This window comes from Aliivibrio sp. A6, assembly GCF_028765505.1.
Taxonomy (GTDB): domain Bacteria; phylum Pseudomonadota; class Gammaproteobacteria; order Enterobacterales; family Vibrionaceae; genus Aliivibrio; species Aliivibrio finisterrensis_A.
Map to the genome: position 1 here is coordinate 66918 of NZ_JARACR010000011.1, position 20042 is coordinate 86959.

Below are 20042 nucleotides of genomic sequence, written 5' to 3' on the forward strand. Positions count from 1 at the left end.
AGTTTAGCGACTCGTTACATTTCCAAAAAGGCTTGGAATGCCGGATTATCCGCATAAGGTGCTAATGAGTTAGCCAGTCTCTCTTTATATTGTTCAAGCTTATCTTCAGCCACCATATCCGTCTCACTTAGGGCTTTTAGGTATTCTGTCGCAACCCCTTTCATCTCCGAATATCTTTCACTGACTTCAGGTGAATTGACATTCATGATACCAACGGCAATGTCTTCTAAGGTTTTATTTGCGACCTGTACTGGCACTTGTCCATCAAGCATGATCAACTCTTCACTTGAGCGTAAAGATTGAATTAAAAATGGCGAATGCGTAGTGCAAATAAACTGAACATTTGGGAATGTAGTGCGTAAATCCTCAATGACATGACGTTGCCATTTTGGGTGCAAATGCAGATCAAGCTCATCGATTAAAACCACACCTTCTGTTTGTTCTAAAACAGCTTCACCAAGATGTGGGTTTAGTAATGCGGCTTTTTGAGCGATATCGGCGACTAAAGCTAACACACAGCGTTGACCATCACTTAATAAATTAAATGGTTGAGGCTCTGCGTCTTTGAGCGTTAATAGTAACTCTTCCCTTTTTGGATCATAACGTAGCTGCTCTGCGTTATCGATACAACTGACCACGGCTTTACGAACGACCGTCAACATGGTTGGCTCTTTACCTAGCTGAAACGCTTGCCACTCTTGGCGAGCAAACCAAGCAACCAATTCTTTAAGGGCAATACGTGGATCAACACAATGCTTATAGCCATCAAGTCTGGATGGCTTGGCACTTGATTTAGTTAATGAGGGTTTGGCTTTCGATGCTTTAGGATCTTGCCATAAACGCATGGTGCCGTAATAACTAATAAGAGGCAGTGAAATATCATCAGCAAGATTGTCATCACACGCTTTCGCTAATGAAATTAGATCGCCTGCGTTGCCATAGCGAGTGTTGCCCGCTGGGGACTCTTTTGAACGCTCCCACGAGATGGCTTTTTCGTTTACCATTCCTGAGGCTGAAACAACCACAGGCCACGCCTCTATAAATTGAGCTTCATCTTCTTTTTCTACATACGATAAGGTGGCATCACTTGGCTCTAGTCGTTTTTTATCGTTCTTTTTCTTAAAACCAAGCAACCATGTTGCGATAGCGACAGAAACTGCATCCAGTACCGCTGTTTTACCTGTCGCATTTTGCCCAACAATTAAATTAACTTGAGGATGAAAACGAAATGTTTCGTCTTTATAACAACGAAAATTTTTAACTGATACGGTATGTAGTTTCATTGAGTTACCAACGTAAAGAAATATCTGCCTAACATCTTAACCTATAACCACTGTCTTTTCAGGTGGTTGCTTCACTATTTTTATGTCCCGACTTGGGGGGTGACTTAGGGGGTAACTTGGGGGGTCATTGATAATAATCACCAATGACCCAAGGTGTAATTGACGCTAATGTGGTTATTCGGTGTCTACCTTTACTCGTACTTTGCCAGTTAGGAGATCTTGCATAAGGGCTTTTTTATTATTCTTAATAGCAACCATTCTTTGCTGTTTCGTCCGTAACAAATTCTGGATACTACTAATCGCCAGAGCTATTTTCTTCTGCTCACTTTTAGGTGGCAGCACACAAGGTATCTTCTTTATATCTTCTATATTGATACGACTTACTGTTGTGCCAATAGACATCTCAAATATTCTTTTTCTTGCCATTTCAGACGTTAAAAATATCGAAAAAAAGTCTGCATCTATTACATCGCTATTTGGACGCAGTAATACCATTCTCTGCCCCATACAAACTTTAACATTTGAAGGAACTAAACATGATTCACCAGCAGGTGCTTCACGTGTAAATAGGACATCACCATTAGATGGCACCGCTCGCTTAGTCCATTCTTTAAATCCATCAGAATGTGTAAACTTCATATCTTCTAATACGAGTTCACCATTCCTAACATTGCTTGTTCGTACAACCATGTATTCAGACTTTTCAACATATGGTGCCGTTTTATGCTCACAGTCGATTACTCGCTCCGCCACATCAGCAAGTGGCAATACCTTCCACCCCTTCGGAATTCTGCCCACTGGTGAGTCTTTAAACTCGGTATGTGGTTTTCCATCTACACCGACACCACGCGTTAGTAGCTCTTGCATCATGCCTGTTTTTAGGTCTTTGAGCTTATTAATTTGCGCCTGTGTTTTTTCTATTACTTCATCGACTGAGGTGAGAATCGCTGCGATTTTTTGTTGTTCTGGGAGTGGTGGAAATAACAGGCTTATTTGATTTAAAGCACCTTGAGTTATTTTAGGTTGAGCAGAACCACTAGCGATATTTTTATAATTAAATGCTTCCAATACTTCGCATAAATATCCAATATCAATGTTTTTTTTAGGTTGTAGTACGTGAGCGTGATTATTAACCCAAAATTTACCTTTAACAATAAATGCAAGAGGGAGATTGCGCGATAGTACATTTTCACCATCCTCTCCTAAGAGAATATAGTCACCATCAAATATATAATCATCTACATAATCAATAATATTAGATGCACCGTAATATCGGTATCGTCCTTGTCTGGCTGCTCGGTCTGTCGATTTTAAAGCAACTCGTTTACCATCAAAGTTATTAGCTACTTCAGATACAGAACTTACCTTCCATCCTTCAGGCACAAACTCACTCATAACCCAACTCCTTCAAGTATCCTTGCATTACTTGTTCGGCTTCGGTCACTTGTGCATCTAACTCATGCAGAGATACTTGGTATTTGTCCCACCAGTGCTCTAGTTGGCTGATGATCTTGGCATCAACATCACCGACGGCTTCTTCAACAACCGCTCGGATCTGCTCTTTGCTTTCAATGCTTGGTTTGAATGCATAATAGTCGTTGTCATTTTTATCACTTTTTATATCAAAGACGACCGATACATCAAAGCCGTTTAACATCTCTTCTTGAATGTACTCGTCATTTACTTCACGCATTGGAATGCCACCATGAAGGATCGCACGTACATCAAAGATCTCCGCCGGAGGTGATGTATCCGCATAACGGCGAATGTTAAGGTTAAAATCGTTCTCTGCAATTTCAGAGAATGGAACCACACGCGCATAACGCTTAATATCACACTGGCTTTCAAACGAGTGGTTTTCAAAGGTGGTTACAATTTTAGCAATGTCTTCTGGACGCAGTTTGTTTTGGTTTTTGCCCTCTGCAAATTCCAATTCACCATTAATGAACAACACCTTGCCTTTACGTGCACTTGGTTTGTTTTTATTGATGATCAGCAAACACGCAGGAATGCCAGTGCCGTAGAATAATCCTGATGGTAAACCCACCACGGCTTCTAATAAATCGTCTTCTAAAATCCCTTGGCGAATGGCTTTTTCACTTGAGCCACGGAATAACACCCCATGAGGCATAACCACGCCCACCATGCCTTCGCTGTTGGTGCTGGCGATCATGTGTTGTACAAAGGCTAAATCACCTGCGTCTTTTGGTGGTGTGCCGTAAGGGAAACGCCCAAAACCGTCGTTATCACACTCATCTTTGCCCCACTTTTTCAGTGAGAACGGTGGGTTGGCAATAACGCGGTCGAAGCTCATTAGCTCGCCGCCTTCGGTATGTTGTGGGTCACGCAATGTATCGCCTTTACGAATATCAGCATTTTGTACGCCATGTAAGAACATGTTCATCTTACAAATTGCCCATGTGTTCAAGTTCATCTCTTGACCATACAGTGACAAGTTAGCGGCGTTTTCACCCTGCTTTTCTAATTGGTTACGTGTTTGAACAAGCATACCGCCCGACCCTGATGTAGGATCATAAATACGCATTCCTGCATGAGGTTTTAATAACTCAACCAATAGCTGAACCACTTCACTTGGGGTATAAAACTCGCCGCCTTTTTTGCCTGCGCTGTCGGCAAACATTTTAATCAGGTATTCGTAAGCCGTACCCAGTAAATCAGGACGGTCAAAGTCTTCATTACGTAAGCGGTATTTATTGAAATGCGACAGTAAGTCTTGCAGCTTTTTATCTGACAATTTGTTTTTGATGTTGAAGTCAATCGTCACTAACACGCCTTCTAGCGCCGAGTTGAACTCTTCAATCGATTCTGTGGCTTTGTTAAGGCTTTCACCAATGTTGTGCTTTAAATCTTTAAGCACTGACCAACGGGCGTTTTCTGGGATAAAAAAGGTGCTGTCGTATTCGTCTTCATCATTCGCTAATTCCTCGGCTTGAGCCTGTGTTTTTCCTTTATCTAGGTAGTATTGAATGACTTTTTCTTGAGATTCTTCAAAGGCATCCGATAGACGCTTTAAAAACATCATACCGAAGATGTAATCTTTAAATTCAGACGCATCCATGTTGCCACGAAGAATGTCGGCGGTTTCCCATAAGAAGGATTCGAGCTGTTGAAGAGATAGCTTGTTAGTCATGCAATTGTGCCTATTAAATTAGGGGCAACTCGTACTCAATTGTACGGGTTTATTCAAACGAATTGATATGTGGTGAATTTTACGAGGTTATGCCGTTGGGGGCAATCGAACCGTCAGATAAACGTAGACAATAGATAAGAAAAAAGCCAACGAATCAATTCATTGGCTTTTGGAAGTCATGGAATAACTAAACTGCGATTAAGAACGCTTTGGCTGCTGGTACGTTTTACCTGCGGCTTGGTACGTTTCTTTTTGCTTCATATCAAACATTGCGTAGAAGAACCAAGCGATGAATTTAATAACATCATCACCTTCGTTCATGATCCACTCTGCAAGCTCTTGTGCTTCGCCATTTTCGTCTTCATCATTAAATACATGATAAATACGTTGCTCGCCTTCAACTTCAGCAAGACGGAATTGACCCGCTAGCGATTGTGCCGCTTCAACGATGTCTTGGTCTTCACACGTTTTTAATGCTTCTAGCACTTGAGGAAGATTTTCTTTTTGGCATAGTTCTTTAACTAGTGTTTCAAATTCATTCTGTTGCATTTTAATTTAACTCTTTTAGTCAACATGTCATCTAGATAGCGCAATTTTAGCAGTAATTAAAATTTATTCGACAGGAATTCGTTTTAATCCTTGATATTTCGCCTTCACTTTGGCTTTATGGAGGTATTATTTACTTATAATTGAATGGATTCAGATGTCAGATAAATTAGAGACCAAATACGTCACCGCTGGTCGTAGCAAAAAATGGACAAAAGGCGTAGTAAACCCTCCTGTTCAACGCGCTTCTACTGTAGTATTTAATACTGTTGCTGAAAAAACGCACGCCATGATTAACCGCGCAAAACAAACGCTTTTTTATGGCCGTCGTGGCACAGAAACTCACTTTGCATTTCAAGATGCGATGGTTGAACTTGAAGGTGGTGCAGGTTGTGCGCTTTACCCTTGTGGTACTGCTGCGATTGCCAATGCGATTTTATGCTTTGTAAAAACCGGCGATCATATTTTAATGGTCGATGGCTGTTATGAACCGACTCGTGATTACTGTGAAACCATCTTAAAGAAAATGGGCATTGAAACCACCTATTACGACCCAATGATTGGTGAAGGCATTCGTGATCTAATTAAACCAAATACCACAGTGCTATTCACTGAATCCCCTTGTTCTATCACGATGGAAGTTCAAGACGTTCCGCTACTTGCTCGTATCGCGCATGAATCCGACATTGTCGTTATGCTTGATAATACATGGGCTGCGGGGGTGAACTTCTCACCGTTTGATCATGGCGTTGATATCTCTATTCAAGCCGCAACCAAATACATTGTCGGCCACTCTGATGTGATGCTTGGTACCGCAGTAGCGAACGAAAAACATTGGGATCAACTGCGTGAACAAAGCTATTTAATGGGCCAGTGTATTTCACCTGATGACGCCTATTTAGCGATGCGTGGTTTACGCACTATGGGCGTACGTCTAAAACAGCACGAAGCAAGCAGCATTAAAGTGGCTAAGTGGCTTGAGCAGCATCCACTGGTTGATCACGTTCGTCACCCTGCACTTGAAAGCTGCCCGGGCAATGAGTTTTATCAACGTGATTTTAAAGGCTGTAATGGCTTGTTCTCTTTTGTGCTAAAACAATCTGATAGCAAAGCGACAACGGCCCTGCTTGATGGCATGAGTCATTTTAGTATGGGTTATTCTTGGGGTGGGTTTGAAAGCTTGATCTTAGCGAATGAACCAAAAAGCTTTAATGCGTTAAGAACGGTGGCTCATCCTCAGTTTGAAGGGACTTTGATCCGCGTTCATATTGGCCTAGAAGATGTGGATGATTTGATTCACGATTTAGAAGAAGGATTAGCACGCTACCAAGAGACGCTATCTGCCTAATTCAGTAGTTTAATCTGGCGTTGAACACAAAAATGGCGATTACAGTTATACCTGTTAGTCGCCATTTTTATATCTGTCTGTATTTAATATCAATGCTGATAAAAAATTAACGCTTTCTTTCTTGTTTTGTTAATTCAAAATCGAATTCGTCGGGAAAAAGGATTTGCCCTTCTTCGTTTTGATTTGGGAATACTACAACCGCTAATTCATCATCTTCAAGACCTGTTGTCCAGCGACTGTGCCATTTGTTTAATGAAATAGACTCTGCTTTACATACGTCCCATTCACCTGTTGCCCATGCTTCTGCAAACTCTTTATTTGGCCATACAGGAACGCAATCTTCTTCTTCGGTATTCAACATCACACAACCGTGTTCATCAGTCAAAATCCAAATTTCACGATTAGCGACAACTTCTTTCATAAAGTAAGTAAAACGCTCTTCTTCATGAGAATTTACGATTTTGTCCATTGCTTGTTGATCTAATTGGCTCATTTACTGTTCCTAATATGTGGACTGCATTTGTATTATCCAGATAGAATATCACAAAAAAAGCCCATACTAGATATTCTAATATGGGCTTTTGAACATTTATTCTATGCGTCTATTTTAGTATTCGACGACTTTAATTTTATGGAACATGCGATACAACACAGGAACCACAATTAAGGTCAGTACGGTTGCGAAACCTAGACCAAACATAATGGTTACCGCCATTGGTTTAAAGAAGGTATCTGGTAATAGTGGGATCATACCTAAAATGGTCGTAATTGCTGCCATACAAACCGGACGAACACGGCTTAACGCGGCATCAACGACTGCATGGTAGGGTTCTTTTCCTGAGTGTATTTCTATCTCAATTTGATCAAGAAGTACGATACCATTTTTCAATAACATGCCACTCAAACTCAAGAAGCCAAGCAGTGCCATAAAGCCAAATGGGGTATTGAGTAAGAGCAGACCACTGGTTACACCAATGAGTGCCAATGGCACCGTTAACCAAACAATCACCGACTCTTTCACACTGTTAAACAAGAACACAGTCACTAAGAACATGAACAAGTAACCCATTGGCATGGTTTGGAACAATGACGCTTGTGCATCACGAGACGATTCATATTCACCGCCCCACTCCAAGCTATAACCCGTAGGGAAATCAATCGCTTCAATTTGTGGCTGTAAACGCTTTTGTAATGTTGCGGCAGTTTCTTCCCCTAAAATATCAGGGTCAGCCATTACCGTTAGCATACGTTTACGGTTTTTACGCACAACCAGAGGATCTTCCCAAATCACGTCATAACCTAGCACCACTTGTTGTAATGGTATGTATTGTGACAGCGCTGGACTCCAGATCTTCATTCCTTCAATGGTGCTAATATCTACACGTTCATTTTCAGGCAAACGAGTAACGATTGGCATCAATGTTGTCCCATCACGGTACACACCAATGGCTTTACCTGAGAACGCCATTTCAAGCAGTTCATTAACATCCGTTTTGGAAATACCGTATCGACGCGCCTGACTTTCGTTAAATTGAGGCTCAAGTACCTTAGTACGCTCACGCCAATCATGACGTACGTTTGTTGCACCAGAATCGTTATGCATTACCTCAATAACCTGTGCCGCTAAACCACGTAATATTGTAGGATCAGCACCTACAATTCGTGCTTCCACTTTTGCACCGCCACCTGGCCCTAACTCAATCAGTTTTAATTTGTATTGAATTTGAGGATAGTTGGCTTCGATATGTTGACGAAGCTTGTCCATTAGATCAGGTAACGCTAAGTAATCATCCACACGCGTCATTATCTCACCATAAGCTGCATAGCTCTTCTCTGGTGCGTAAGTCAGCATGAATCGTTGTAGACCTTTACCTGCGGTTGTTGTCACATGTTCAATATGATTTTGCTCTAAGATCCACTCTTCTAACTCTTTTAATGTTGCATTAGTCGAGCGAATATCTGTCCCTTCAGGCATCCATACATCCACCATAAAGATTGGGGTTGTCGATGATGGGAAGAAAGACTGTTTAACTTTAGTAAAGCCATACATGCTGCCGCCAAGTGCAATAACCAAGATGATCATCGTCACCGCTGAGTAACGCATACAGAACTCAAGAAATCGCTTATAAATAACAAAGATCATCCCATTGTATGGGTCTTTTTCTTCTAAGCTTTCCTCGTCATTTTGCACTGTCTCTTTAAAGAACAAAGAAGCGAAAAACGGAGTAAGAGAAATGGCGGTAAACCAACTCAGCATCAGTGAAATAAGCAGAACAGTAAATAAGGTCCCACAATATTCACCAGTTGCATCATCCGATAGACCAATAGGCGCAAAAGCAGTTACCGCAATAACGGTTGCACCTAATAATGGCCATTTAGTTTGCGTAACAATATCGGTAGCCGCTTGCAGGCGAGTTCGTCCTTTTTGCATACCAATGAGTATGCCTTCGACCACCACAATGGCGTTATCCACGAGCATACCAAGAGCAATAACCAAGGCACCAAGTGAAATACGCTGTAAGTCAATCGCAAAGTACTTCATGAATACAAATGTGCCTGACACTGTCAGTAACAAAATAAGGCCAATCAATAAGCCTGAACGTACGCCCATGAAGAACAGTAAAACGATGATAACGATAGCAACGGCTTGACCAAGACTGACCACAAAACCACTAACGGATTTATCGACTTCTTTTGGTTGGCTGTAGATCTCTGAAATATCAATACCAATGGGCTGTTGTTCTTTCAGCTCTAGCATTCGCTGATCAACCAGTTTCCCGATCTCGACAACGTTAACGCCAGCACTAAAAGAAATCCCCATATTCAAGGCAAAATTACCATTAAAGTTAACTAAATTGCTTGGTACTTCAACATAACCACGTTTAACTTCGGCAATGTCTTTTAGGTAAATAAGGCCTTGTGCCCCGCCTTCGGTAATAATTAAATCACCAAGTTGTGACACATCTTCAAACTCGCCCGTTGGGTGTATTTGAATGTATTCAGAACCTATTTTTACTGCACCTGCACTCGATACTGTATTTTGGTTTGATAGTAAGCCATATAACGTTTGAGGTGAAATACCAAGGCTTGTCATTCGTTTTAATGACGCTTCAATAAAGACTTGCTCTTGTTGCACACCAGAAACGGAGACCTTACTTACTCCATCAACCAATTCTAGTTCACGACGTAAATAATCAACATAATCAAGCAACTCTTTATAAGAATACCCTTGCCCAGTAACGGCTAAAAGTACGCCATATACGTCACCAAAATCATCAATAACAGACGGTTCACCAACACCCGGAGGTAATTGACGCTTCAAGTCATTCACTTTTCGACGCAGTTCATCCCAAATTTGAGGAAGATCATCAGGCCCATAATTGTTTTTCATGGTTACCGTTATTTGTGATAATCCACGGCTTGAAATTGAATTTACTTCATCAACATAAGTTAGCTGTTGAATAGCTTTCTCTATTGGATAAGTAACCTCTTCTTCTACCTGTTCAGGGGTTGCTCCTGGGTAATTGGTTACTACCATGGCGTCTTTAATGGTGAAGGCTGGGTCTTCTAATCGCCCCAAGCCAAAGAAAGCCGATGCACCACCAATCATAAAGATCAGAGTCAACATCCAGCTAATCACTTTATTTTGTATAAAGTAAGCTGCAATTCCTTTTTCTTGACTCATTATTTCTCCTCCGTATTGATGATATTCACCTCTAGGCCGTCACGTAATCGTGAGACGCCTGCAATAACAATACGATCTCCTGTTGAAACACCATCGACAACTCGTAATCCAAACGATGTCGCTTTGGTTGTTACTACTTTTTGTTTTTTTACTTTATTGTCAGAATCGACAACCCAAACGTATTTTTCTTTTTTATCAATCTCATCACCATCTTCATTAAATATGGCTTCAATAGGGATAATTAGCCCAAATTGGTTGGCTACATTTAATGAGCTCTGTTCTGTAGTGACTTCAACAGCCATACCATCCAGAATAAATTGGTCTTCTGGCATTGGCATGGTTAAGGTAACAAGATACGCTCCAGACTCTGGATCAGGCTCTGTTGTATACTCTTTCACTTTTGCATCGTAAGACTGTCCATTATCAAGGCGAACAGATGCTTGAATTAACTCTACAACACCTTGGTTTGGTTGCTTTGAATATAATTTATCAGGTACTTGAACAATAATATCAACGGAATCTTTGTTGTTAATATTCACTATTTGCTGACCTACTTGAATTGTTTCAAATTGCTCAATACTTACTCGTGAAATAACACCATCAATTGGGGCTTTTAGTTCAGTAAAACTCAGTCGAAGTTTCGCTAGCTCTAAATCAGCTAATGCTATTTGACGCTGCGCGGCTAATTCATCAAATTGCGACTTTGCCAGTAAGCCTTTATCAACTAATGGTTTTGAACGTTTATATTGGCTGTTTGCAACACTGTACCTTGCGCGCGCATTATCAACATCGATGTTGAAATCGGTTTTATCTAATACTGCTAATACTTGCCCTTTTTTAACTGTCTCACCTGGACGAACATTAAGTTCCTTAACTTCGCCAGAAAGTCTAAAGCTTAAATGGGAACGATCAGCCGCTGTTGCAACAGCAGGAAGATAAAGGCGATCACTGACTAAACCTGAATCAATATTTTTAACGATAACATTAGGAGCTTCTATTTCTGTATCCATAGGGGCTGGACTGCAAGCAGTGAGTAATATCGCTGTTGAAAGTAAGGATAGTTTCATTAAATTCTGCATAATTATAATCCTCTCTCCTTAACCCATTTGCGTACTTTCATTCCTTCTTCTAGTCCAGAAATACCTGAAGATACAATTTGCTCAGAATCATTAAGCCCCGAAATTACTTGTCGTTTTTCATTCAACTCTATCGCGATTTTCTCAACGATCCCTTGCTCAGAAACACGCCATACATAAGTGGTATCGCCGTCTTGTTCAATCGCTGAAAGCGGAAGCTTCTCACTGCCACCTTTTGGAATAGTCACTTTCACTTGGCCTGACATTCCCGGTAATATGCCTAAGTCTTTTGGTCTTGGCATGCTCATTTTTACCGTGTAACTTGATGTCTTGCTATCTGCTTCGGTATCAATTTCTTCAAATTCTAGAGGAAAACTAACCGTTGGGAATGAATCGAAAGTAACGGAAGCGGAGACTTGAGTAAAACTAAAGCGTTGCAATAGATAATCAGGAAGTTGAAAGGCAACATATAAGATATCATTGGTTTGAATATGCATAATGGGTTGCTTAGCAGTGACATATTCATAATTTTCAGCAGGTAATAACGAAATGGTGCCATCATAAGGAGCACTTAATTGGGTATAGCTTAAATTAGCACTGGCTTGATCTAACGTCGCTTTCGCTGTTTTTCTGTTCGCTACAGCACTGTCGTAATCTTGCTCTGAGACGACTTTGTCTTTACGCAGTTTTTTAATACGTTGGTATTGAACATCAATCAGTCTGTACTGTGCTTGTGCCTGCTTTTGAATCAAACGATACTCATCAGGGTTTATTGTTGCTAGTAACTGCCCTTTGGTAACTAATTGACCCGCATGAACATCTAAGCTATTAAGTTGACCGGGAACCCGAAAGGCAAGAACTGCTTTATCTCCGGCTTCAGCTTGCGCTGGAAACAATCGAGAAGTTTCATGATCGCCAACAGTGACGGTCATTATTTTAGCTGGTCGCGACTCTGGTTCAGCAATTACTGGGGCTTGTTTTCCACACCCAATAAGAAGCGTTGAACTTAACACCGTCGCTACCATCGTTTTTTTGAACATAAACCGTTCCTTGTAATGGTATATATAAGAATTATTCCTCATATCCCTACCGTCATCCAGTCAATAAGAATAATAAGTTATAAAAATACTCTTATTTATTCTTTTTTATGATTTTTCCCTTTTTCATACTCAGCACGAAAATCAGGCATAACTTGATCGCAAATGCCAAAATATGGCGCTTCACGTAACCCTAAAATATAGGCTTCTTGAGAACAATAGATAGTCGTTCCAGAGGTATGCCCTTCAAGGTACGCATTATAGAATGCCTCCGTAACCGCCTCCTCTGGGTTTGCACTTTCTAGAGTTTCCTTTTCTTGAACTAAAAAGCCATTTTTTGCTCTTTGCTCTCCATATTGGAACCAATCATCCGTATTTTTTTCTTTTACTTCAGATTGTGAAGCTGTACAGCCAACTAATAACAACATCATTAGACTAACAACTTTCTGCTTCATACTTCCTCCAAGAACAATCTAAATCACATAATATCAACAACATAATAACTTAGTTTAGACCTAAATAGTTAACATTAAAAACACAAGTATAAAAAAAGCACTCAATTTATGAGTGCTTTCTTAAATCCTAGAAATATAAATCAATTAATTCATTTCAGCGATTTTAACTTTCCATGTATCTGGGCCGATTTGATGCGCATTTGCCCCTGTTGAATCAACAGCAACCGTTACTGGCATATCTTCCACTTCAAATTCATAAATGGCTTCCATTCCCAAGTCTTCAAAAGCCACTACTCGTGCTTTTTTAATCGCTTTAGCTACTAAATAAGCCGCACCGCCTACCGCCATCAAATACACGGCTTTTTTATCCTTAATAGACGCAACCGTTGCTGGGCCACGCTCTGCTTTACCAATCATGCCCATTAAGCCCGTATCAAGCATCATATCGGTAAATTTATCCATACGAGTGGACGTTGTTGGGCCAGCAGGGCCTACGGCTTCATCACCAACCGCATCAACTGGGCCGACGTAGTAAATAAACTTACCATTGAAGTCAACGCCCTCAGGTAAACCCTCTCCACTTTCAATCATGCTTTGAAGACGCTTATGCGCTGCATCACGGCCTGTTAAGATTTTCCCAGTTAACAGAACCGTTTCACCCGTTCGCCATTCTTGTACGTCTTCTTTTGTGATCGTATCAAGGTTAACTCGGCGTGTATTAGCACCGGCTTCCCACGTAATATCTGGCCACTCTTCAAGTTTTGGTGGTTGTAAGTCCGCCGGGCCTGAGCCATCAAGTGTAAAATGAACATGACGAGTCGCTGCACAGTTTGGGATCATGCATACGGGTTTTGATGCTGCATGAGTTGGTGCGGATTTGATTTTTACATCAACAACGGTTGTTAAACCACCAAGGCCTTGCGCACCAATACCAAGCTTATTCACGCGATTAAAGATATCAAGACGAAGCTCTTCTTCTGCGTTTTCAGGACCACGATCGATCAACTCTTGAATATCGATATGCTCCATTAATGATTCTTTTGCTAATACAGCTGCTTTTTCAGCGGTTCCACCAATACCTATACCTAGCATTCCTGGTGGACACCAACCGGCTCCCATTAATGGTAAGGTCTTTTCTACCCATTCCGCCACATCATCTGAAGGATTTAGCATCACCATTTTTGTTTTATTTTCAGAGCCGCCGCCTTTTGCTGCAATCTGAATCTCAACCTTATCACCTGGTACCATATTAATATGAACTACCGCAGGCGTATTGTCTTTTGTATTAATTCGCTTACCCGCAGGATCAGAAAGTACTGAAGCTCGAAGTGGGTTATCTGGATTCGTGTACGCCTGACGAGTTCCTTCATCAATCATTTGCTGGACGGTTAAATCTCCTTCCCAGCATACATTCATGCCGATATTAACAAAGCAAGTTACTATCCCCGTATCCTGACAAATAGGACGATGCCCTTCAGCCGACATACGTGAATTTATTAAAATTTGAGCGATTGCGTCTTTCGCCGCTTGGCTTTGTTCTCTGTGATATGCTTTTTCTAGTGCTTGAACAAAATCAAGTGGGTGGTAGTAAGAAATATACTGTAATGCATCAGCCACTGAGCTGATCACGTCTTCATTGCGGATGATAGTTTCTTTACCAACAGTCATCATTAAATCCTCTTATATATATGCTTCCATGGCGTGTTAAGTCTGTTTTTTTACTTAGTGACGTGAGCGATCACCAATCTATTATTTTCTTTTAGAACAGCCAATATGATACTCTTGCTCCCCATCCAAGGCTATCGTTGCTCATCACATTCTGGTTATAAAACTTAAAATGAACAATCAATTAGATGCAAAACCACTTATTACCCTACTTGATTATCAATCTACTTCTGTGGTTGATTTATTTTCTGCCATTGAAAGCCAACCTTGGGCAATGCTGCTGCATTCATCTGCCAAAGAACATGTTGATAATCGTTACGATATTTTAGTGGCGGATCCAATAGCAACATTGCAAACCCACCAAGATGTCACTTCTATTAATGTCATAGGAAAGCAGCCTGTAACCAGTGAAGCCTGCCCTTTTAAACTGCTTGCACATTATCAAGAACGATTAACGCCTCATTGCCATTCAATAAATGGTCTTCCTTTTATTGGCGGAGCGTTAGGTTACTTCAGTTATGACTTAGGTCGCCGAGTTGAATCTATGCCTAGTATTGCTGAGCGAGATATTCCAACCGCTGATATGGCTGTTGGGATCTATGACTGGGCCCTAATTGCTGATCATAAAACGTGTACCCTCACTTTAATACAACCACAAGGGAGTAATCGTCTCTATTGGCTACAGCAATTTATAGCGATAAAAGAAAAGAAAGCTGATTTTAATTTAGTGTCTGAATGGCAATCGAATATGACTCAAGCGGAATATAGCGCTAAATTTGATGCGATTCAGGAATACCTTAAATCAGGAGATTGCTATCAAATTAACCTTGCTCAGCGTTTTCATGCTCAATATCAAGGTTCAGAATGGTTAGCGTATCAAAAATTGGCAACCCAAAATGGGGCACCCTTCTCTGCGTTTATTAGAACCCCAGAACTTACCATCTTGTCCGTCTCACCAGAGCGTTTTTTACAGGTAAAAGATCGTAAAATAGAAACAAAGCCCATTAAAGGTACTCGCCCTCGCTCAAATGATCCTGAATTAGATGCTAAAGAAGCGGATATTCTTCGTCATAGCGCTAAAGATCGCTCTGAAAACTTAATGATTGTCGATTTACTGCGTAATGACATTGGACGAGTATCCAAGCCTGGATCGGTAAAAGTGCCTAAATTATTTGATATTGAAAGCTTTCCTGCTGTTCATCATCTAGTAAGTACAATTACTGGCGAATTAGATGACAACTATACTATTAGTGATTTATTGAGTGCTTCTTTTCCCGGAGGATCAATCACTGGGGCTCCCAAAATTAGGGCTATGGCGATTATTGAAGAGCTAGAGCCTCATCGTCGTAACTTATATTGTGGCAGTATTGGTTATATTAGCCGTTGTGGGAATATGGATACGAGTATTACTATACGCACATTAATAGCCTACCAAGATACAATATACGCTTCAGCGGGCGGCGGTATTGTTGCCGATAGCCAAACTGAACTAGAATATGAAGAGACACTGCATAAGCTAAGCAAAATTTTACCCATTTTATAGTTATAAGGATCGGTTTATGGATACGCATTTACTTTCTTATTTGTTACTTCATAAACCAATTGATTACAGTTCCAGTTTACTCTCCCATCCACGACTAACGAACGGCAGTTTTAAGTCTGCTGCTGTTCTTGTTCCTATCGTAAAAAGAGAATCTGGTTTCAACCTAATTTTAACTCAAAGAGCGTCACATTTACGTCATCATCCTAGCCAAATTAGCTTCCCTGGAGGCAAGGTTGAACCCTTCGATTTATCCCTAATTCATACTGCGATTCGTGAAACAAATGAAGAAATTGGCATTGATCCTGCGCACATAAAACCATTAGCAAAACTTAACACAATACCAACAATATCTGGCTATAAAGTAACCCCTATCATTGCATTGATTGATGAAAATTATACCACCGCAATCGATTACGGTGAGGTTAGTAGCACATTTGAAGCACCGATAAATCATCTAATTAACCCTAAAAACACCTATAAACACCTATAAACACCACGTATTTAACAAAAATCATACTTATGATCTGATTTTTATTCCTTTTGATAAAAAACTCATTTGGGGTATTACCGCTGAAATAATTCACGCAATGAATTACATTACAACTTAGAAAATTTAGCATTAATGATAAGTTTTTCTAATAGTTAATCTACAACTACTGTGATCATTATCAATTATTTTTGGATCTTCGTTCATCTTTTTTCATTTTAAGATCTGGGTCAAAGTTTTTCTCGTCAAAATAACGACAATAGCGCCGTTCCCAAAATTCCTGTTCTAAAAATTAAGAGTAAAATTATGCAAACAACAAATACTGCATCAATAGATGCAAAAAAAACAAAGTGGACTTATAAAGACTTCACTTGGTGTCTTTCTCTTTTCGGTACTGCGGTAGGTGCTGGTGTTTTATTCCTTCCAATTAAAGCTGGCGCTGGTGGTTTTTGGCCTCTAGTTATCCTTGCATTAATCGCAGCACCAATGACTTGGTTCGCACACAAAAGTTTGGCTCGTTTCGTTCTTTCTGCTAAAAATCCAGATTCTGATATTACCGATACGGTAGAAGAGCATTTTGGTAAGACAGGCGCGAACCTAATCACTTTTGCCTACTTTTTCGCGATTTACCCAATTGTACTTATTTACGGTGTTGGTATCACAAACACAGTAGACTCTTTCATGGTTAACCAAATGGGCATGGAATCTATTCCACGCTGGTTATTATCAGGTGTGCTTATCACTCTGATGACATGTGGTGTTGTATTTGGTAAAGAACTAATGCTGAAAGCAACTTCTGCAATGGTTTACCCTCTTGTATTCATCCTAATGGCTCTTTCTGTATACCTAATCCCTGGTTGGAACACATCTATGATGTCTGTTTCTCCTGATTGGGGTTCAATGCCTTCTGTTGTTTGGTTAGCGATCCCAATCATCGTTTTCTCTTTCAACCACAGCCCAGTTATCAGCCAGTTCTCTAAAGAACAACGTCGTGTATACGGTGAAAATGCAGTTGCTAAAACTGACATGATCACTGGCGGTGCGGCAATGATGCTAATGGGTTTCGTTATGTTCTTCGTTTTCTCTGTAGTTCTTTCTCTATCTCCAGAGCAACTAGCACAAGCGCAAGCGCAAAACATCTCTGTACTTTCTTACCTAGCAAACGTACATGAATCTCCACTTATCTCTTACTTAGGTCCAATCGTTGCTTTTGCTGCGATTACTTCAAGCTACTTCGGTCACTTCCTTGGTGCTCATGAAGGTCTTGTTGGTCTAGCTAAATCTCGTTCAAAAGCACCTATTGCTAAGCTTGAGAAATTCTCTCTTATCTTCATCGTTGTTACTACATGGATCGTTTCTATCATCAACCCAAGTATCTTAGGTATGATTGAAACTATGGGTGCGCCAATGATTGCCGCTATCCTATTCCTTATGCCTGTATTCGCAATGCGTAAAGTTCCTGCAATGGCTAAGTACAAAACTTCAGCACCTGTGCAAATCTTTACAGCATTATGTGGTGTTGCAGCGATTACTTCTGTAATCTACGGCGCTCTTTAATAACTAGTTTATAAATCCTTATAAGCATTAGTTACACGAAGTTAATAATAATGATAATAAAGCCCCCTCTTTTGGGGGCTTATTCGAGGTAATAACATGATTAGTGTTTTTGATATCTACAAAATCGGAGTTGGTCCTTCTAGCTCCCACACCGTTGGTCCAATGAAAGCTGGTAAAGAGTTTATCGACGATTTACGTGGCATGGGCAAACTGCGTGATATCACTAAAATCACTGTTGATGTTTACGGTTCATTATCACTGACAGGGAAAGGTCACCATACTGATATCGCTATCATTATGGGTCTGGCAGGTAACACGCCAGAACACGTAGATATTGACTCTATTCCGGGCTTCATCGCTCGTGTTGAAGAAACAGAGCGCTTACCTGTTGGCATGCACTGCCACACGGTAGAATTTCCAAAAGAAGGTGGAATGAATTTCCACACAACTAACCTGTCACTTCACGAAAATGGTATGCAAATCCATGCGTGGGTTGATGGCGACGTTGTTTACTCTAAAACATACTACTCTATCGGTGGTGGTTTTATTGTTGATGAAGAAAACTTTGGTAAAGAAGTTGAATCATCAATTCAAGTTCCTTACGCATTTAATTATGCCTCTGAATTAGTTGATTTATGTAAAGAGAATGGACTATCTATTAGTACATTAGTAATGAAGAACGAACACGCTATTCTTGCAGAAGATGAAGTTCGTACTTACTTTGCAAAAATCTGGAAAACCATGCGTGATTGTATGGAAAAAGGCATGAGCACTGAAGGTATCCTACCTGGGCCTCTACGTGTTCCTCGTCGTGCAGCTGCACTTCGCCAGCAACTACTGACTTCTGAAAAGACATCGAAAGATCCAATGGAAGTGGTTGATTGGGTCAACATGTATGCATTTGCTGTAAATGAAGAAAATGCTGCAGGTGGCCGTGTTGTTACTGCTCCAACCAATGGCGCATGTGGCATCATCCCTGCTGTTTTAGCTTACTATGATAAGTTCATCCAAACAGTAACAGAGAAAGATTACATCCGTTACTTTGCAGCTTCTGGTGCGATTGGTGGCCTTTACAAGAAGAATGCGTCAATCTCTGGTGCTGAAGTAGGCTGTCAAGGTGAAGTTGGTGTAGCTTGTTCTATGGCTGCTGCTGGTCTTGCTGAGCTTATGGGTGGAAGTCCTGAGCAAGTATGTATGGCCGCTGAAATTGCAATGGAGCATAACCTAGGCTTAACTTGTGACCCTGTTGCAGGTCAAGTTCAAGTTCCTTGTATCGAGCGTAATGGTATTGCTGCTGTTAAGGCAATCAACGCGACACGTATGGCACTTCGTCGTTCATCTGCTCCTCGTGTTTCACTTGATAAAGTTATCGAAACAATGCTTGAAACAGGTAAAGACATGAACGCTAAATACCGTGAGACTTCTCAAGGTGGCTTAGCGATTAAAGTTATCTGTTAATCACAACAGACTTTACTTAAAGCAATAATGAGGGCGAATATCGCCCTCTTTTTATTTCTCCCCATTCCATTTACATCTTCTATACTAAATATATGCATCAATTTGATGAATAAACCACCTTTACTATTAACAAATGAATCAGTTACTGCAATAATGCAGTCATGCAAATAATTAGTACATTTCAATTATGAATAAGAAAAAACATACTCTTTCACCAAGAGCTCAAAAATTAAGAGCTGAATGGACAGGAATGGAAAGTGAACATCGTTTCATTTCACACTCATTTAATTGCGTTAAAATCCATATTCATACACCTGATGACGGTATGTATAACCGCTCTGTTGGTTGCCTAAAAGAAGGCCGAGAAAAAGCCTTAAAAGAAGCAATTAAGCAACGAAATAAAGTCGGTAAAGAATTATGGGGAAATTGTTGGAACATGGTTCTTAACTACCCTAGCCTGTTTGAGCGCTTACCTCACAGCTTAGAGCCTGATATTATCACGAAAAAACGCACCTTACTTTCAGGTGAAGTGCGCACAACAGATTACTATATCGTTCGTTGGAAAGAGATCGTTGATGGTGAATATAAACCAAAGAGCCGATTGTTCTCTCATGGTAACGGCAACGACAAATTAAGCGCTTACAGTAAAGCAAAGAAAGTCATGCTTGAAGTAAATAAAGACTTTATTCCCGTACTAAAAAAAATGGGTCGCTTTAATATCGTTAAAGTGATCTAATTTAAATCTTCATAT

16 protein-coding genes are annotated in these 20042 nt (G+C 40.5%); 6 read left to right on the forward strand and 10 right to left on the reverse strand.

What is annotated here, in order from left to right; all coding sequences use genetic code 11:
• Nucleotides 1-14: 14 nt before the first annotated feature.
• The 4 genes from PVK70_RS08670 to PVK70_RS08685 all read right to left on the reverse strand — a co-directional run bounded on the left by PVK70_RS08670 (nt 15) and on the right by PVK70_RS08685 (nt 4983).
• A complete protein-coding gene (locus PVK70_RS08670; RefSeq protein WP_130047859.1) occupies nt 15-1283 on the reverse strand; it encodes an AAA family ATPase in 1269 nt (422 codons plus the stop codon).
• Nucleotides 1284-1457: 174 nt separating this feature from the next.
• Nucleotides 1458-2678: a restriction endonuclease subunit S gene (locus PVK70_RS08675; RefSeq protein ID WP_130047860.1), complete on the reverse strand. Its 1221-nt coding sequence runs from the start codon at nt 2676-2678 to the stop codon at nt 1458-1460.
• Nucleotides 2671-4434: a type I restriction-modification system subunit M gene (locus tag PVK70_RS08680; RefSeq protein WP_130047861.1), complete on the reverse strand. Its 1764-nt coding sequence runs from the start codon at nt 4432-4434 to the stop codon at nt 2671-2673. Before PVK70_RS08680 ends, PVK70_RS08675 begins: the two co-directional genes overlap by 8 nt.
• A 198-nt stretch (nt 4435-4632) precedes the next feature.
• Nucleotides 4633-4983: a hypothetical protein gene (locus tag PVK70_RS08685; RefSeq protein WP_105054594.1), complete on the reverse strand. Its 351-nt coding sequence runs from the start codon at nt 4981-4983 to the stop codon at nt 4633-4635.
• A 154-nt stretch (nt 4984-5137) separates the two neighbouring features.
• Here PVK70_RS08685 and PVK70_RS08690 point away from each other — a divergent pair, with 154 nt between their 5' ends.
• A complete protein-coding gene (locus tag PVK70_RS08690) occupies nt 5138-6328 on the forward strand; it encodes a cystathionine beta-lyase (protein ID WP_130047862.1) in 1191 nt (396 codons plus the stop codon).
• A gap of 106 nt (nt 6329-6434) precedes the next feature.
• Here the strand turns inward: PVK70_RS08690 and PVK70_RS08695 are convergent, their stop codons facing one another.
• The 6 genes from PVK70_RS08695 to PVK70_RS08720 all read right to left on the reverse strand — a co-directional run bounded on the left by PVK70_RS08695 (nt 6435) and on the right by PVK70_RS08720 (nt 14252).
• On the reverse strand, nt 6435-6797 hold the full coding sequence (locus PVK70_RS08695) for a DUF2750 domain-containing protein (protein ID WP_374954013.1): 363 nt from the start codon (nt 6795-6797) through the stop codon (nt 6435-6437).
• Nucleotides 6798-6935: 138 nt separating this feature from the next.
• Nucleotides 6936-10013, reverse strand: a complete 3078-nt coding sequence (locus tag PVK70_RS08700) for an efflux RND transporter permease subunit (RefSeq protein ID WP_130047863.1) — start codon at nt 10011-10013, stop codon at nt 6936-6938.
• On the reverse strand, nt 10013-11092 hold the full coding sequence (locus tag PVK70_RS08705; RefSeq protein ID WP_130047864.1) for an efflux RND transporter periplasmic adaptor subunit: 1080 nt from the start codon (nt 11090-11092) through the stop codon (nt 10013-10015). Before PVK70_RS08705 ends, PVK70_RS08700 begins: the two co-directional genes overlap by 1 nt.
• A gap of 2 nt (nt 11093-11094) precedes the next feature.
• The gene (locus PVK70_RS08710) at nt 11095-12129 is read right to left on the reverse strand and encodes an efflux RND transporter periplasmic adaptor subunit (protein WP_130047865.1); all 1035 of its coding nucleotides are present in this window, start codon (nt 12127-12129) and stop codon (nt 11095-11097) included.
• Between the two features lie 95 nt (nt 12130-12224).
• Entirely contained in the window at nt 12225-12581 is a 357-nt protein-coding gene (locus PVK70_RS08715) for a DUF2799 domain-containing protein (RefSeq protein WP_105054588.1), read from the reverse strand.
• Nucleotides 12582-12725: 144 nt separating this feature from the next.
• A complete protein-coding gene (locus tag PVK70_RS08720) occupies nt 12726-14252 on the reverse strand; it encodes a fumarate hydratase (protein ID WP_130047866.1) in 1527 nt (508 codons plus the stop codon).
• A 166-nt stretch (nt 14253-14418) separates the two neighbouring features.
• Between PVK70_RS08720 and pabB the strand changes: the two genes are divergently transcribed.
• The 5 genes from pabB to PVK70_RS08745 all read left to right on the forward strand — a co-directional run bounded on the left by pabB (nt 14419) and on the right by PVK70_RS08745 (nt 20027).
• Nucleotides 14419-15789 carry an aminodeoxychorismate synthase component I gene (pabB, locus tag PVK70_RS08725; protein ID WP_130047867.1) on the forward strand — a complete coding sequence of 457 codons (1371 nt, stop codon included), beginning with the start codon at nt 14419-14421 and terminating at the stop codon, nt 15787-15789.
• A gap of 16 nt (nt 15790-15805) precedes the next feature.
• Complete coding sequence (locus tag PVK70_RS08730; protein WP_242504768.1) at nt 15806-16279, forward strand: NUDIX hydrolase; 474 nt, start codon at nt 15806-15808, stop codon at nt 16277-16279.
• 303 nt (nt 16280-16582) lie between these two features.
• Nucleotides 16583-17833 (forward strand): aromatic amino acid transport family protein, encoded by a 1251-nt coding sequence (locus PVK70_RS08735; RefSeq protein WP_130047868.1) that lies wholly within the window; start codon nt 16583-16585, stop codon nt 17831-17833.
• Between the two features lie 96 nt (nt 17834-17929).
• Nucleotides 17930-19291, forward strand: coding sequence for an L-serine ammonia-lyase (locus PVK70_RS08740; RefSeq protein ID WP_130047869.1), 1362 nt, complete (start codon nt 17930-17932; stop codon nt 19289-19291).
• A 187-nt stretch (nt 19292-19478) separates the two neighbouring features.
• Nucleotides 19479-20027: a hypothetical protein gene (locus PVK70_RS08745; protein WP_130047870.1), complete on the forward strand. Its 549-nt coding sequence runs from the start codon at nt 19479-19481 to the stop codon at nt 20025-20027.
• The last annotated feature ends 15 nt before the right edge of the window (nt 20028-20042 follow it).

Bases quoted from the DNA above. Each gene is read 5' to 3' on its own strand.
- PVK70_RS08670 (WP_130047859.1), bottom strand. From the start codon at position 1,283: ATGAAACTACATACCGTATCAGTTAAAAATTTTCGTTGTTATAAAGAC.
- PVK70_RS08675 (WP_130047860.1), bottom strand. From the start codon at position 2,678: ATGAGTGAGTTTGTGCCTGAAGGATGGAAGGTAAGTTCTGTATCTGAA.
- PVK70_RS08680 (WP_130047861.1), bottom strand. From the start codon at position 4,434: ATGACTAACAAGCTATCTCTTCAACAGCTCGAATCCTTCTTATGGGAA.
- PVK70_RS08685 (WP_105054594.1), bottom strand. From the start codon at position 4,983: ATGCAACAGAATGAATTTGAAACACTAGTTAAAGAACTATGCCAAAAA.
- PVK70_RS08690 (WP_130047862.1), top strand. From the start codon at position 5,138: ATGTCAGATAAATTAGAGACCAAATACGTCACCGCTGGTCGTAGCAAA.
- PVK70_RS08695 (WP_374954013.1), bottom strand. From the start codon at position 6,797: ATGGACAAAATCGTAAATTCTCATGAAGAAGAGCGTTTTACTTACTTT.
- PVK70_RS08700 (WP_130047863.1), bottom strand. From the start codon at position 10,013: ATGAGTCAAGAAAAAGGAATTGCAGCTTACTTTATACAAAATAAAGTG.
- PVK70_RS08705 (WP_130047864.1), bottom strand. From the start codon at position 11,092: ATGCAGAATTTAATGAAACTATCCTTACTTTCAACAGCGATATTACTC.
- PVK70_RS08710 (WP_130047865.1), bottom strand. From the start codon at position 12,129: ATGTTCAAAAAAACGATGGTAGCGACGGTGTTAAGTTCAACGCTTCTT.
- PVK70_RS08715 (WP_105054588.1), bottom strand. From the start codon at position 12,581: ATGAAGCAGAAAGTTGTTAGTCTAATGATGTTGTTATTAGTTGGCTGT.
- PVK70_RS08720 (WP_130047866.1), bottom strand. From the start codon at position 14,252: ATGATGACTGTTGGTAAAGAAACTATCATCCGCAATGAAGACGTGATC.
- pabB (WP_130047867.1), top strand. From the start codon at position 14,419: ATGAACAATCAATTAGATGCAAAACCACTTATTACCCTACTTGATTAT.
- PVK70_RS08730 (WP_242504768.1), top strand. From the start codon at position 15,806: ATGGATACGCATTTACTTTCTTATTTGTTACTTCATAAACCAATTGAT.
- PVK70_RS08735 (WP_130047868.1), top strand. From the start codon at position 16,583: ATGCAAACAACAAATACTGCATCAATAGATGCAAAAAAAACAAAGTGG.
- PVK70_RS08740 (WP_130047869.1), top strand. From the start codon at position 17,930: ATGATTAGTGTTTTTGATATCTACAAAATCGGAGTTGGTCCTTCTAGC.
- PVK70_RS08745 (WP_130047870.1), top strand. From the start codon at position 19,479: ATGAATAAGAAAAAACATACTCTTTCACCAAGAGCTCAAAAATTAAGA.